Annotated in this window: 11 protein-coding genes; 2 read left to right on the top strand and 9 right to left on the bottom strand. The window is 66.3% G+C overall.

Translation table 11 applies throughout. The features are described 5' to 3' along the window. Positions 1-102: 102 nt before the first annotated feature. From K9S39_RS05330 to K9S39_RS05310, 5 genes are all read right to left on the bottom strand, one after another. Positions 103-3459, bottom strand: a complete 3357-nt coding sequence (locus K9S39_RS05330; protein ID WP_248862211.1) for a hypothetical protein — start codon at positions 3457-3459, stop codon at positions 103-105. A gap of 44 nt (positions 3460-3503) precedes the next feature. Beyond that, positions 3504-5798: a hypothetical protein gene (locus tag K9S39_RS05325; protein ID WP_248862210.1), complete on the bottom strand. Its 2295-nt coding sequence runs from the start codon at positions 5796-5798 to the stop codon at positions 3504-3506. 55 nt (positions 5799-5853) lie between these two features. After that, complete coding sequence (locus K9S39_RS05320) at positions 5854-6753, bottom strand: hypothetical protein (RefSeq protein ID WP_248862209.1); 900 nt, start codon at positions 6751-6753, stop codon at positions 5854-5856. Between the two features lie 223 nt (positions 6754-6976). After that, on the bottom strand, positions 6977-7213 hold the full coding sequence (locus K9S39_RS05315; protein WP_248862208.1) for a hypothetical protein: 237 nt from the start codon (positions 7211-7213) through the stop codon (positions 6977-6979). Between the two features lie 552 nt (positions 7214-7765). Further along, a complete protein-coding gene (locus K9S39_RS05310; protein WP_248862207.1) occupies positions 7766-8176 on the bottom strand; it encodes a hypothetical protein in 411 nt (136 codons plus the stop codon). A 746-nt stretch (positions 8177-8922) separates the two neighbouring features. On the opposite strand from K9S39_RS05310, the gene K9S39_RS05305 reads away from it, so the two are divergent. Together K9S39_RS05305 and K9S39_RS05300 are read left to right on the top strand one after the other, a co-directional pair. After that, the gene (locus tag K9S39_RS05305; protein WP_248862206.1) at positions 8923-9348 is read left to right on the top strand and encodes a YjdF family protein; all 426 of its coding nucleotides are present in this window, start codon (positions 8923-8925) and stop codon (positions 9346-9348) included. A 153-nt stretch (positions 9349-9501) separates the two neighbouring features. Further along, positions 9502-10929: an IS1182 family transposase gene (locus tag K9S39_RS05300; protein WP_454896374.1), complete on the top strand. Its 1428-nt coding sequence runs from the start codon at positions 9502-9504 to the stop codon at positions 10927-10929. Positions 10930-11080: 151 nt separating this feature from the next. Here K9S39_RS05300 and K9S39_RS05295 read toward each other — a convergent pair whose 3' ends face one another. The 4 genes from K9S39_RS05295 to K9S39_RS05280 form a co-directional block, all read right to left on the bottom strand. Further along, positions 11081-11845 carry a MucR family transcriptional regulator gene (locus K9S39_RS05295; protein WP_248862205.1) on the bottom strand — a complete coding sequence of 255 codons (765 nt, stop codon included), beginning with the start codon at positions 11843-11845 and terminating at the stop codon, positions 11081-11083. Then, entirely contained in the window at positions 11842-12213 is a 372-nt protein-coding gene (locus K9S39_RS05290; protein ID WP_248862204.1) for a MerR family transcriptional regulator, read from the bottom strand. Before K9S39_RS05290 ends, K9S39_RS05295 begins: the two co-directional genes overlap by 4 nt. 473 nt (positions 12214-12686) lie before the next feature. Beyond that, positions 12687-13127: an Aca2/YdiL-like domain-containing protein gene (locus K9S39_RS05285; protein ID WP_248862203.1), complete on the bottom strand. Its 441-nt coding sequence runs from the start codon at positions 13125-13127 to the stop codon at positions 12687-12689. 65 nt (positions 13128-13192) lie between these two features. Continuing rightward, on the bottom strand, positions 13193-13711 hold the full coding sequence (locus K9S39_RS05280; protein WP_248862202.1) for a hypothetical protein: 519 nt from the start codon (positions 13709-13711) through the stop codon (positions 13193-13195). Positions 13712-13984: the final 273 nt, after the last annotated feature.

The raw sequence follows: 13984 nt of genomic DNA, 5'->3' as shown, positions 1-13984 counted from the left end.
CTCTTCCCCTTCTCCTCCTGCCGCGCAAAAGACGACGCACCCGGTGAGGACGATCGCAATGGTCGTCCTCACCGGGTGCGTCAGCCCTCCACGCTCGCCCGGTCAGCCCTGCGGCTTCTCGCGCCGGCCCCGGCGAAGACCGCCGGCCGGCCGCTGCTGCGGCTCCGGGGTCTCCACGCTCTGAGGAGCCGGATCGGCCACCCGGCGCGGACGGGGACGAGGGCGCGGAACCGGAGCCTGCTGCGGCGAAGGAGCTGGTGCAGAAGCCGACGTCCGCGGAGCCTGAGCCCGCGGGGCGGGCGTCTGGCGCGGCGTCGGCGTCGACTCCTGGATCGAACCCGGCTGACGCGCTGCCTGCGTCCGAGCCGGAGTCTGCGCACCAGGCGCAGCCGGAGTCTGACCCGAAACCGGAGCGGCCACGGGACGAGGAGCCGACGTTTCGGCTCCCAGCTGCCTCGGAGCCGGGGTGCCCTGAGCGGAGCGTGTCGGACGCGTGCTCGGCGCGGCCGGCTGCCCGGAAGCAGAGACAGGCACAAGACCAGGAGTAGCTCCGCCGCTGAAGCGCTGCGGTGCAGCCTGCTGGTTGCTGCCCTGCTGGCTCTGCGCACCCTGGGTACCCGTGCCGAATTGCGTCGGGCCCGTCTGACCGGCGACGGCCTTACGGCCTCCGCTGGTCGGAACAGAACCAGCGCTGTCAGCGCTGCTCTGCCCCTGAGCGCCACCGCGCGAGCTCGACGGCTCCGTGGACGAGGCCAGAACCTCACCCGGGATGACCTTGCCGCCGCCCGAGTTGTACCCGAGATTCGACAGGCCGCCCTGATTGCTCAGATTCTGTGCCGTCTGCTTGTCCGAGTGTGAGCTGCCCGCTCCGCCATTGGTCAACTGCAGCGGACCGCCCTTGTCGTCGGGACCGTCGCCCTGGCCAGACGCGCCCAGAGCACCAGCAGGACTGCCTCCGCCACCGGAGCCACCGCCACCAGGACCACCGTCCAGCGTTGGGCTGTTCGGATCGCCCGGGCCACCCTCGCCGCCCTCCAGGGCCAGCGCCTGCTTGCCCGCGGTCAGAGCCGTGGCGTCGCCGTTCGTGCCACCGGCGTTCGTCGACGCCGTCTTGCCCGCGGGCTTGCCCGTGCTCGGAGACGCCGGGCCGCTGGTCTTGCTGTTGAACCCGTTGGCGAGCTTGTTGCCCATAGCCATACCCGCGCCAGCCCCTGCACCTGTGGCCAGAGCAGGCATCAGCCCACCCTTGTCCGGCTTCGGCGCGGTGTTGGTCTCCAGGAACTTGTCCACGAGCTTGGTGACCACCTCGTCCATCGCCTGCAGCACCGTCTTGCGGACCCGCAGCAGAGCGAAGGTGATGCCCATGATCAGCAGCGACGAGATGAGCGTCAGGATCACTACGATGATCCCGCCGAGCGCAGCGCTGCCCCACAGGCCGCCCGGGCTCATGAGGCTCGACAGGGGCCCGGCCATGATGTCCGGGACCGAGATCAGGAACTCCCCGACGAACTGGTAGATGAACAGCGTGACGAGGACCTCCAGGATCAGCGCCATGGAGTAGACGATTACCTTGGCGATCGCGGCCATCGCGCCCAGCGTCGCGAACGGCACGGCTGCCACGAGGCCGAAGGTCCTCTTGATCGCGCCGGCCAGCATGCCGATGGCGTACCAGAAGCCGAGCAGGACGATGGAACCCAGGACCATGGCTGCGTTGGACCAGTACATGAACTTCGCCGGCCCCGTGCCCACCTGACTGACGGCCATGTGGTTCTCGCGGGTGAAGCCGGACGTGGCGTTGTTCGAGCTGTACATGTTCAGCGAGCTGGGGCTGAACCCGGTGTTGAGGTAGTTGTACGCCGCTAGGGGAGACAGGTTGCACGAGGAGGGCGTCTTGCCCACCGTGAAGCCACAGTTGCTCTTCGTCCCGGTCGTTGTGAAGACCGTCGAGTCCTTGCCGGGACGAGAGGAGGTCAGGCCCGTGCCGTCGGTCGAGATCACCGGGTGATCAACCGGCTTCGGCCCCTCCTCCTCACCGAACTCCTCCACGTCGCCGTAGCTGTCCTTGTCGACGAACCAGCTCTTCTTGACATCCGCGCTCTCGTCCAGCTGCGTGATCGAGGTCTTGATCCCCGACTCGAAGTCGGAAGCTGCGATCTCGTTGCTGCCGATGTACTTGCCGATGATCCCGAAGGTCGAGAACACCGCCTTGAAGTCATCCGACGCACCGGTGCCGACGGAGACCGTGCCGTCCTTCCAGGCCGACTCGGCGTCGTTGGCCTTCGTGCCGATGCCGATGCCGTTGAATGTCGCTCCGTGGGACTGCTTGTTGATCGCCAGCGCGCTCGTGCGCACCGACATCACCGCGTCAGAGCTCGCCTGGTCGCCGTTCCAGGAGACAGTGGCCTGGTCCGGGATCCCGAGGCGGTCGTTCATCATCCACGCCTCGAAGTCGACATAGGTGCTCAGCACGACGCGCGTCGGACCGGCATGCTGGCCGAGAACCGAGTTGTCGAACTTGTCAAGCACGCTGGTGTACATCGATCCGATGAGCGGCAGGCCGACGCCGATGAAGACGACGCGCACGATCAGCTTCTTGATCGCCGAGCCGCGGTCCATCTTCTTGAACATGACCAGGCCGATGAGCAGGAAGCCGATGAAGATCGGCACCAGCGCCTGCCACGAGATGTCGACGAGAAGGCCGTACCAGCCGCTGATCCAGTGCTGGAGGCCCGAGAGCGCGCCGCCTCCGGTGTCACCTCCCGTCATCCCGTCGGCGAAGGTCGGATTGACCGCCCTGACCGCCTGGTAGAACCACATGAAGGGGTTGATGAGCTTCAGGAACTGGAGGACGACGTAGAACAGCGTGCCGACCGCCAGCGCCAGGGCGTAGAGGACCCAGATGATAGAGCCTCCGATCACGCTGACGATCTGGCCGCCGATGCCCGAGGACATCGTGTCCAGGCCGAGGTCAGCGTTCGCCGCCCCGAAGTGCGCGTAGTCGAGCATGCCCGAGTACTTCGCGTTGCCCTTGTCGTCCTTCGCTGCCAGGGTCTCGTACGTGACTGTCTGCGAGGACCCCGAGACCTCAGCGAAAAACCAGCCCACGATATTGCCCAGACTGAATTCCGGGTCGGCGTAGCCAAGCATGGAACCACCCGAAGAAGGACGGCTCGTGACCGGCTTCCAGTTCTCATGCATGTCCTCGTCGTTCGACGGCGAGTTCTCCTCGCTGAAGTACGAGCTCGCATTCGAAGCCAGCTGGTAGAGGCTGTAGTTGTCGCGCTCCTTCTCGTCGTCCGCGGACGCCGGCGAAGAGCTCGCCATCATGAGGACCGGCACGAACAGCGCGGCCAGGAGCACGAGGGCGAGCCCGCGCGCGAGCCTGCCCTGGCGGGCTCCGCCACCGCCGTGGCCGACCCAGGCACGCAGCCGTGCCACCGCCGTGATCGTCCCGTTCATCGTCTCTCCCCTACTCCTCGCCTTCGTATCAGTGCTGACCTCGCTCATGCCTTGAGCAGCTTCTTCGGCTTGGGCTTCCTCGCTGGCCGCCTTGCGCCGTCCTTGGGCTGCTGCAGGTTCTTCTTGCCGTCGCGGCGCTTGCCCCTGTCGCTCTGGCCCGCGTCAGCCTCGCCGTCGCCGCCCTCGCTGTGCTTCCGGATGCTGGTGAGGTTCGCGCCCGGTGCCGGCTTGTCGTGCATGATCGCGTCCATCCGCGCAGCCTCTTCGGCCCTGGCCGCCTCCAGGCGGACCTGCCTGCGCTGGGCCTCGCGGTAGGGGTTGATCCCCAGTGCCAGGTCCAGGTGGAAGACCACGTTGGAGACGCCCCGGCGCAGGTACGTGAGGTTCTCGCCCTTGGTCGTGATGAGCTGGGCGAGATCCGGCGGAATCCGCTGGTGCAGCTGCTTCTGGTACTCCGCCACCGTGCCGTCGCGCATCGGGCCGAAGAGCGTGTAGTCCGCGGCGTCGAACTTGTTGAAGTCGCTGTCGGCCAGCATCGTGTCGACGTCGTTGTAGCTGTAGACCACCCGGCCGCCGCGCTCGTGCATATGGTCGAACTGGCCCTTGATGTACTTCTTCACCCGGTCGTCGATGTGCTCGGTGCCGTGGATGATCACCGTGTCGTCGAGCCCCAGCTTGCCAACGGCGAAGCCGACGATGTTCACCAGCTGCGCCATCGCCACGCCCCTGCCGCGGCGCATGAGCCGCGAGAAGTCGTAGACCACGCGCCGCGAATCCCGGACCCCGTCCACGGCCGAGGCCGTGTGGTTGTTGAACAGGTCGCCGTTGGTGCTCAGCATCGCGTTGGCGATGCCCCTGAGCACGTTGTAGGCGCGCAGCTGGTCCGGGTCGGTCTTGTTGGAGTTCAGCAGCGCCTTGTGCGCGGTTGCCAAGTAGGAGACGAACATCTGAAGACGCGGCACCTGGGTGTGCGGGATGTTCACCACGCGCAGGCGGTGACGCTGATCCTTGGCGTTATGCCGCCACATGCCCTGCTCGATGTAGAAATCGGTCGCGGTGTCTTCGAGGGCGCTGCGGATGATCGAGCCGATCGCTCCGTCGCTGGTCTCGTAGAGCTGCTCGAACATCAGCTTGAGCTTCTCCATCTGGGCGGAGAAGACCGTCAGCTCGTCCTCCTCCTCGCCGAACATCTCGAACATGTTCACGTCGCCCTGATTCAGGTCCACGCGCGAGGTGAGCCGCTCGAACTTCGGGCCGAGCTTGTCGAGGTTCGCTCCGTCGAGGATGAGGTGGACGACCTGGCCGTTGTTCAGCAGCGCCGCCTGCGAGATCTTCGAGCACCACATGTTGGCCACCCGCTGGCGGTCGAGGTACTCGCTGAGCGTGGTGTCGGCGACGATCGCGTGGTGGTCGTAGGCGTTGACGTCCATGAGCACTGCGCTGTTGTTGACGTCGCCGACCATGTAGCCGACGTACTCGCCGCCCTTGTCGTTGAGGCCATTGGTCACCAGCGAGTACGAGCCGGCCAGCTCGGTCGAGGTGAAGTGGAAGCCTTTGCCCTTCTTCTTCTCGTTGTTCTTCCACAGGCCCGAGAGCTCCTGACGCTGCTCGCCTGCGTAGGGCGCAGCCTTCAGCGTGCCGAATCGGTCGATGTACAGACGCGTGACCCGGTCGATCGTGTCGTCCAGGGTCGCGAGATCGGGGGCCTTGAGGAAGAGCCGGTTGTGCACCGAAAGGTAGCTCGCGCCGTCCTGGATCTCTGCGATCGTGATCCCCAAGTCACCGGAAATCTTCGCGGCCTTGCGCTTGGAGGAGGTCGTGCCCGTCTCCTCCTGCTCGTTCGCATCCAGCCGGTCCAGCTTCTCCGACTGCTTGGTGTACGAGTCGATCCACTTCTCATCCATCCGCTTGACCTGCTCAAGCACGACGGCGGTGACCCGCTCGTCCAGGCCGTCCGGGATCCGGTCGATACCCCAGAAGGCGGCGAAGTTGTCGTGCGCGGCGTCGTCGTGGAAGTACGCCAGGATGCAAGCAACCGAGCCGTCGACCTCGAAGTAGTCGGAGCGGAAGAGGTACTTCTCCTTCGGCTTCAGCGCGAGCAGGTGAGGGTAGGCGTCGAACGTGCCCTGGAGGTGCTTCACCTCCCGGCGGCGCTGCCACCAGTTCTTCTTCGCCTCGGCGGCCTCATCTGCTGCGCCGTCAGCTGCCGCAGTGTCCTGCACGCCCTCAGCCTGAGCAGCACCGTCCGCGCGCGGATCAGCGACCACAAGCTCCGCGGTCTCATTCGTCTCGTCAGGCTTCTTTCCCGGAATGCCGAGCTGTGCCCGGACTTTCGTCATCAGCGCCATGGTGTCCTTCGTTCGTTCCTCGTCGTGGTGGTCGGCCTGGCGCTGGTCAGTTCAGCGACGCCTTGAGCTTGAGCAGTTCGTCGTCGATGCCCTGATAGAAGACCCGGAGCATCGGCAGGGCCTCCTCGCGGTCGAGCATCGTGGCTTCCTTGATCATCAGAGTCGAGCCGCCGACCTCGGCCTGGAGGACCTGGTGCCCCTTGCGCAGTGCGTCGGCGTTCTTGCCCTTGAGCAGCAGGTACTGGTGGATCGAGGTGAACTTCCCGCCCACGTGCTGCGTGAGAATGTCGTATTGCTCGTTCTGCAGCTCGATCAGATCGGGATCGCGGACCTGCAGGGCCTGGTTGCGCCGTTCCAGGTTCGCCACCTGGTGGTAGACCCGCTGCGGTTCCTTCGTCGTGATGAAGCTGTGCTCGCAGGCCGTCTCGACCTTGCGCCAGAAGGAGTCGACCCGATCGAGGATCCCGACCCGGTCCTCGTCGAAGAGCAGATAGCTCGCCGAGCCGACTACCAGGTAGACCTGGCCTTCACCGCCGTCGGAGAAGCGGATCAGCCCGTCCTCGTCGATCCCGTCGATGCCGACGATCGAGTAGAAGTCCGTGGGGTTCGAGCTGCGGCGCGTAAAGACGTGACGGGCCTTCGGCGGCAGGTAAACCAGGAAAGCCGGCACGCGCATGATGCGCAGCTCCTTCGTCTTCACCAGCCCGCCGAAGTAGGCGATCGCCGCCAGTCCCCAAAGAACGAAGAACGTGATGGCGACTGGGCCCGAGCTCGCGACGAACGTCGATGTGCTGAACCACAGCACGGCGAGGATGCCGCCGCCGAAGAAGAGCAGCTGCTTGATCGGGGAGGGCCTGGCCGCCCAACCTCCCTTGCTCAGCGTGATCTCGTGGTCGAGGAAGCTCCTGTTCAGCGAACTCGGCACCTTATAGGACAGTTTCGCCATGAATCTCTCAACTCCCCCTGCGACTTCAATGGCCATTACTCGTTCTATCGAAAAGTCCTCATACATGAGGTGTGTAGATGGCATCCTATCTCAGATAGGTCATTTGAATCGAGGATGAAAGGTGCTTGAATGGCGACATCCGATGACTTGGACTGGCGAGTACCAGTCATCGGGTGTCGTCTGAGCGGCTGACAGATCAGTCGCGCAGCGAAAGCAGAGGCGCTCAGCCCATCGCTACCGCCTCGAAGCGCGGAACGTCGTCGCCCAGGTCGAGCACCGCCAGCGCATCAGCCGGGCCATCCCGGTCGAGGATCTCCTGACGCACCTGAATCCCATCGAGCACGGACCGCTTCGAGTGCCGGAAGTGGTAGTGCCCGGCGACGCACGGCGTCCCCTTAGCCGGATGTTCGTCCGTGGGCAGCTCCGCCTCGCACCACGTCCGGCCGGCACCCGCATGCATCGGTCGATGTTCGCAAGGTGCCGGTGTGGCTAGCGCCCAGCGCGGACGTCAGCGTCGGCACCTGGCTCCGGCCTGGGATCTTCCGAACTGCCCGCTCCCGAGGGGGCCTCGCCGAACTACAGGTGGCAGAAGGACAACTGAACCGGTAGCTGCTCCGGCAGTCAGACGGACCCGGCCGTTGTACAACATCTCTCGACGACGGCCGAACTCTGGATTCAGCGGACGCCGACAACATCGCATACGACTGTGTGCCCCGGCTCCTGTTCTGGCCGCCGCTGAGGACCTGTTCGCCGCCATCCCGCGCTTCTACGCTCACGACACCAAGGCCACGCTCCCCAGGGACGACTTCGCCACGGAGCACGATCAGTGCGCCGAGACCATGAGCGCCTTCCTGGACGCTGCCCGCCGTGACCTGGCCTACAACCCCCCACCCCTGACAGCTGATCCGCAAGTACAAGGAGCGCAAGTGCCGCGAACAGGCGACCCGGGAGTAAACACGCCTACCTGATTCCCACCGCGCCGGCCGATGGCTGCGGACGCGACGTCGCCCTTTCACGTTGGGCCGTTGGCCCCGGGTGGCGAAGCAGACCGGGAGAAGGCAGGGACGCGGCAGTTGCCGCAGCTGGCCTGCATCCATATCCGCGGCCCGTCGCCGCGCAGGCGGATACGGCCGGGCTCGCCGCAGGCTTCACAGGTGTGCTCCGAGTCCGTCTCGGCGGCGTCGGTCAGCGCGGTGGCCCGGTCGGCGAACTCCCCATCGAACTCGCCCTTGATGAAGCGGTCGGCGACGGTAATGCGTAGGCTGCCGAACTTCGTGCCGAACGACTCGATCCGGTAGTCGGCGTCCAGGGCCAGCAGGCCGTGGTGCAGCCGGTCGAGCAGAGTGGCCCATCCGGGTCCGACGGTGGCGGCCCAGACGGGGATCTGCCGCGCGGCAGCGGAGCGGGAGGGTTCCGGCGTCATGGACGCCATGGTCGTGCAGACCACTGACAATCGAATCCGTCCGCACTTTCTAGCACCCGGCCACTACAGCAGACGACTCACTCGCCGTCGGCGCCAGGGTCGCTCGCCCGGACACCCGGTTGACCATCGGCTGGTGAACGAGCTTCACCCCGTACGACCCCGAGAGCCCTGGAGACCGACCTCATCGTCGCGTCCCCAGGGCTCTGCTATGCCTGCCCAGGAACCCACCCTGACTCCGGAGAGTGCTCGATGACAGGGAGTGTTATCTAGGGGTGTCCTCTGACCGTTAGGCACGTCTGGCAAGTAGCTCCAGGAGTACATGCCTAACGGGTATCTGCTGGTTCCTTCAGGCAAGTTCGGTACGTGAGGCACGAGTTCAGCCCAACCTCGTTACGACCGTAACGAGGTCACAAATTGGGCAGATCCTCCGCCTTCCGCTTCGACTGACGGTCACTCGGCGAGCAACTATGTTGCGGCCGAAACGAGGTTCTGGCAGGTCGACTAGCTAGGAGCGTGGGTCAGTAAGAGACTCCGATCCTTGAAGGGGGTGGGACAGGAAGCGGTGCTGGGGTCATTCTCCGGTAGCCTGATCGTGCGCACGAAATCGCGGTCCGGTTGGTAGCCCGGACGCTGCTGTCGTAGTACGGCAGTCTGTATCCGCCCTTTCCAGGGATGTCCGGTGTGCCGGAATCCGGCCTCGTCAGGCCGGTGGCTGGCATGCACTGGAGAGTTCTATGACTACCTCTGTGACCCTGACGATCTGCTTTGATGCCCCGTTCTGGGTCGGAGTTCTTGAGATCGCCGAGGCAGGCGAGGTCCGCGCCACTCGGCATGTGTTCGGTAGTGAACCCACGGACGCCGAGCTGTATCAGTTCCTGCTACGCCATGGCACAGCGCTGCTGGAACGTGCGCAGGCCAACCCTGCGGTTCCCGTGGAGACCCGGCGCCCGGTGCGGCATAACCCGAAGCGAGCCGTGAGGCTGGCCGCCAGGGAGGCTGCCAGAGTTGCCCAGGGGCGACACAGCACTGCGTCTCAGGAAGCGCTACGGCTGGAACTTGAACAGCGCAAGTCGTCGGCCGCAGCTGAGGCCAAGAAGCGAAGGCAGGACGAGGCTGAACGCAAATACGCCCTGGCGCAGGCCAAGCGCAAGCGCCGGAAGCGCGGGCGTTGAGAGGACAGATACCGATGAGACGGGCGACCAGTTCTCCAAGGTGCATGGATCTGGTGATCTCCCTTGCGAGATGATCACGATATGCGTGGTGGGGACGGACTGTTCGAGGTTGAACCGGTCGAGAAGAAGCGGCCGCAGGGCCGTCCGGCGGCGGTGGACAAGACGTTTCGGGCCTTCGACCCGCACCAGGTCCTGCTGCTGCCGCCGTCGCTGAACGAGTGGCTGCCCGAGGACCATCTGGCACGGTTCGTCGCCGACCTGGTCGACGAGGTGCTCGACTTCGGTCCGGTGCTGGCGGACTACACCGAGAAGCGCGGCTACCCGCCCTACGATCCCCGGCTGATGCTGCGGCTGCTGATCTACGGCTACACCACCGGCGTCCGGTCCTCGCGGGCGATCGAGCGCAAGTGCACCGACGACGTCGCGTTCCGGTTCCTGGCCGCCGACCAGGCCCCCGACTTCCGCTCGATCGCCCGGTTCCGCCGCCGCCACCTGGACGCGCTGGCCGACCTGTTCACCCAGTCGCTGCACCTCGCGCAGAAACTCGGCATGGTCACGATGGGCCGCGTCGCCCTGGACGGCACGAAACTGGAGGCAGGCGCCTCCAGGCACAAGGCGATGAGCTACGGCCGTCTGGTCGACAAGGAGGAGCGGATCGAGGCCGAGACAGCAGCCCTGGAGGCCCAGGCCCAGGCGCTGCTGGCCGACGCGCAGGCCACCGACGAAGCCGAGGACCAGATGTTCGGCGCCGACGGCAAGGACACCGACCTGCCCGCCGAGCTGGACCGCCGGGAGAAGCGCCTGGCCAAACTGCAGGCCGCTCGCGCGCAGATCGAGGCCGAGGCCGCCGACAAGGCCCGCGCCCACGCCCAGGACAAGGAACGCCGCCGTCAGGAACGTGGCGGCATCAGCGACGAGCAGGCCGTCACCGACGCCGGGGACAAGGCCGCCGCGAAGGCGCGTCCCAAGCCCAAGGCACAGGCCAACTTCACCGACCCCGACTCACGGATCATGAAGAACAGCGACGGCGCCTACATCCAGGCATACAACGCCCAGGCCGTCGTGGACGAGAAGCACCAGGTCATCACCGCCGCCGACGTGACGACCAATCCTTCGGACGTGCTGAACTACACCACCATGCTCGACCAGTCGGCCCGGAACACCGGCCGCCACCCCAAGCAGACGCTGGTCGACGCCGGCTACTGCTCCGAGGCCAATCTCAACGCCGCGAGGGACCGTCAACTGGCCTGCGGCACCGACACGTTCATGGCCACCGGACGACTGGCACACGACGAGCAGGTCCCGCCCGCACCGCGCGGACGGATACCAGCGAACGCCACACTGAAGGAGCGGATGGCCCGCAAGCTGCGGACCAAGCCCGGCAAGACCGCCTACAGCCGCCGCAAGGCCATCGTCGAACCCGTCTTCGGCCAGATCATGACCTGCCGGAACGGCCGCCAGCTCCTCCTACGCGGCGAAGACGGCGCCCGCGGCGAGTGGCGCCTGCTGGCCGCCTGCCACAACCTCCGCAAGATCTTCCGACACGCCGGAACCGCCGGACTCGCCACCGTGCCCGGCTGACCAGCCGGGCCCCGGCCCCGTCACGGCCCTACCAGGCCGCACACCCGACGGGCAGAACCCCATCCCGGCCTCACAGGCACCGACCGGACGACCGCGACTGATCCCACCGCTCACGGCCACCCGACCAGTTGCCTGTTACTGACCCACGCTCCTAGCTAGGTGTTTCGGCCGAACCACTTCGTGGGCCGCCTCGGTGCAGCTGCCATGCCCGGAGCGTGGCCGCACCGGTCCCGAGCAGACGCGCCAGCTTGTTGAGGCTGCCGGCTTCCGTCACGGCAGCCTCCAGGTCGCCCCAACCTCGATCGGTGAACAGTTGGTCTAGCCGGTCGTAGGCGGCCTGGCGCTTGGGGTGGAGCCGACCGCCACGGTCCTTCCAGCCGGGTCCCACGATCGCGTTGCGCCAGTACGCGATCGTCCGTGGGTCGCGGCCGACGTTCTGCCCGAGTCGGTTCACACTCAGGTGGAGGGTGCTGCGGATCAGGTCCCCCCAGTCGGTGTACCCCCGGGTGGTGGCCAGCGCGTCCAGGGCCGCGCGCTTGTTGGCGTGCGCCATGGAACGGCCCTTGGCGACCGCAGCGCGGTGGCGATCGCGCACCTCCGGCCGGGACGAGGTCTCTACATGCCGGGCGGTGCCAGCCCGCCCGGCGGCGGCCCTCCCCTCAGGAGGCATCCGCTCGGCGATCGGCACCACGTCTCCTGCGTGCAGTCGTGCCGTGGTCTGCTGCCGCCACCGCTCGGAGAGGTCGCTGCTGACCAGGGGATGCGTGGCAGCCAGGCCGTGTCTCTCACGGTACTCATCGGCCGTCAGGCCCTCACGCCGGTTGAGGTGCGCCGGCAGGGCTCGGAACCACTGCCTGCACTCCAGGCACTGCACACGTCCGTCTTCCTCCGGCTGGACACCGGGAGCGGCGGTCATAGCGCCCTCCCTCTGGCCGGTGCCGCGCCGATGCGACGCTGGCGCTTTCCACGTCTGCGCAACTCCATTTCCGCGGCCCAGATCTGCACGGTGGCTTTGCTGACGTCCAACTCGGTCGCGATCTGCGCGACGGGTAGGTTCTCGTCCGACCAGAGCTCCCGCAACCTTTCCAGTCGCTCAGGGGTCTTCTTCTTGTAGCTGCGATTGTTCTGGGGACGAATCGGCGGCAGCACGGCGGCCAAGCGCGGATGGTTCCTCGCGTAAAGCCGTAAGTTCGACTTGTTCACACCATTGGCGCGGGCAGCTTGGCTCATGCTCACACCGCTTGCGATCGCCTCGGCGATGTTGTCGAGCTGGGCGTCGGTCACACGCCCATTCGCCGGTCCCGAGTCCGCGACCATCCTCAGCACGGCATCCTCCGCCGCCACGAAGTGCGGTTACGTCTTCCGGTAGTACTTCAGGCTCCCCTCCGGAATCCCACAGACCTCCGCAGCCAGGGGGATGTCGCCGCCGGTCCGCGTCAAGGCGGCCAGATAGTCTCCCAACCGAGCGGCTCTTTGGATTTCCGGGGAGCGCCCGTCCAAAGCCGCGCGTAGTTCGCCATCGGTCCCACTGACGGCGGCCAGTCGACGCCGCGTGACTCCTGCGGCGGTCGCGGCTTCATTGATGCTGTGTCCCGCTCGCACCAGCGAAAGGAAGTGCTCGCGCTGCTGGGAGGTCAGGCCACGATATCGGCCCGCCTCGGCGTTGTGAGCGATACGGCAGCGCACGCAACGCCCCCCCTTCCGCCAACCGGTGGCAGTCCCGCAGCTTGTCGCGGGGGCGTCACACTCTTCAGTGATCACGCGACCGGCTCCCGCACGTCTGAGGCATAGGCGATGGACAGGGCCGGAACCTCCTGGGCGACGCGAGCGACGACGGCACGGTGCCAGGACGCGGGGAATTCGGACTCCGGGTGTGCTGCGTGGTACTCCGCATCGTCCCGGTAGGTGACTACGCCCGGGTCCGGCAGGTCCATCAACGCTTCGACGATGCGCGTCACGAACTCACCGGTGCGCCGTTCGAGGTCTTCGATCTCCAGGCGGACGCCATCAGGGATAGCGTATTTGCCCTGCTCCCAGTGGCGCACGGTTCGAGGTGAGACGCCCAGGTGCTCGGCGAGCCAGTCACCGGTCAGCCCCAGGAACTCACGTACGACCTTGAACTCCGCGGGAGTCATCCGCTCGTCCTCGGGCATGCCCGGCGGGTCGGTGTAGCGGCGGGTTTTCTTGTGCTCGGTCATGACAGGCTCCAAGGCAGAGGCCCGCCCCGGAAAAAGGGCGGGCCGGGAGAGGGGTGGTGGGATGGTCAGTCTTCGTCGGTGTGGACGTGGCGGCCCGTCTCAGCGGACATCTCCGTCACCTCCTGGACCTCCTCGGCGTAAGCCTTCTTCGCGTCCTCGACGGTGTCGTAGACGTCGCGCTGGCTGAAGCCGTCGCCGTCCCACACAGTGACGGACCGGTAGTCGCGGATCACGCCGCAGGTGGCCTCGTTGCACTCGGTGCAGTCCGTGTCGTCGTCCCACTTCTCGAAGTCGGCCGGGATCCAGTGGGCGGCCATGGAGGCGACCGCGCCGTTGCGGACGTGGCCGCAGCCGGCGTCCTCGCCGCCGCAGTACTGGCCGGCGGGCGAGAAGCGGACTGCGGCGCCGTTGGTGAGGACCAGCGTGTCGGCGGTGGTGGCGACGGCGTCGACCTCGTAGGTGTCGCCGCCGAACCACAAGCCGCCGGTCCAGTCGAGGGGAGTCTCGGCCGCGTCCTCGGGGGTTGCCGGGGCGTGGGTGTTCATCAAGGCGGCGAGGTCGGCGGAGGTGGTGAGGATGCGCATGGGCCCGGGTCCTTCCGGTGCTGGATCTGGGGCTGTTCCCCTGATCTCACACCAACAAGGTAGCTTCCTAAAATAGGAAGCGCAAGGGTCTCTGTGCTGCAGTCCGGTCGGAAATGTTCGACTGAAACGATGTCGGACCACCTTGGTTCGGCCGAACCAAGGTGGTCCGACATCGTTTCAACAGCGGTGCAGCGACGTGCCTAACGTGCCTGCAACAGCCACGGTTGCCTGACCTGCGAGAACTGCGCCCAGCCCTAGATAACAGCGGTCGCT

Source organism: Streptomyces halobius, from assembly GCF_023277745.1.
Lineage (GTDB): Bacteria > Actinomycetota > Actinomycetes > Streptomycetales > Streptomycetaceae > Streptomyces > Streptomyces halobius.
Note: the sequence above shows the minus strand (reverse complement) of the source record. Positions and strands in the feature narration are given on the sequence as shown.

Coding starts and splice junctions, on each gene's coding strand:
- K9S39_RS05330 (WP_248862211.1), bottom strand. CDS start 3,459: ATGAACGGGACGATCACGGCGGTGGCACGGCTGCGTGCCTGGGTCGGC.
- K9S39_RS05325 (WP_248862210.1), bottom strand. CDS start 5,798: ATGACGAAAGTCCGGGCACAGCTCGGCATTCCGGGAAAGAAGCCTGAC.
- K9S39_RS05320 (WP_248862209.1), bottom strand. CDS start 6,753: ATGGCGAAACTGTCCTATAAGGTGCCGAGTTCGCTGAACAGGAGCTTC.
- K9S39_RS05315 (WP_248862208.1), bottom strand. CDS start 7,213: ATGCATGCGGGTGCCGGCCGGACGTGGTGCGAGGCGGAGCTGCCCACG.
- K9S39_RS05310 (WP_248862207.1), bottom strand. CDS start 8,176: ATGACGCCGGAACCCTCCCGCTCCGCTGCCGCGCGGCAGATCCCCGTC.
- K9S39_RS05295 (WP_248862205.1), bottom strand. CDS start 11,845: ATGACCGCCGCTCCCGGTGTCCAGCCGGAGGAAGACGGACGTGTGCAG.
- K9S39_RS05285 (WP_248862203.1), bottom strand. CDS start 13,127: ATGACCGAGCACAAGAAAACCCGCCGCTACACCGACCCGCCGGGCATG.
- K9S39_RS05280 (WP_248862202.1), bottom strand. CDS start 13,711: ATGCGCATCCTCACCACCTCCGCCGACCTCGCCGCCTTGATGAACACC.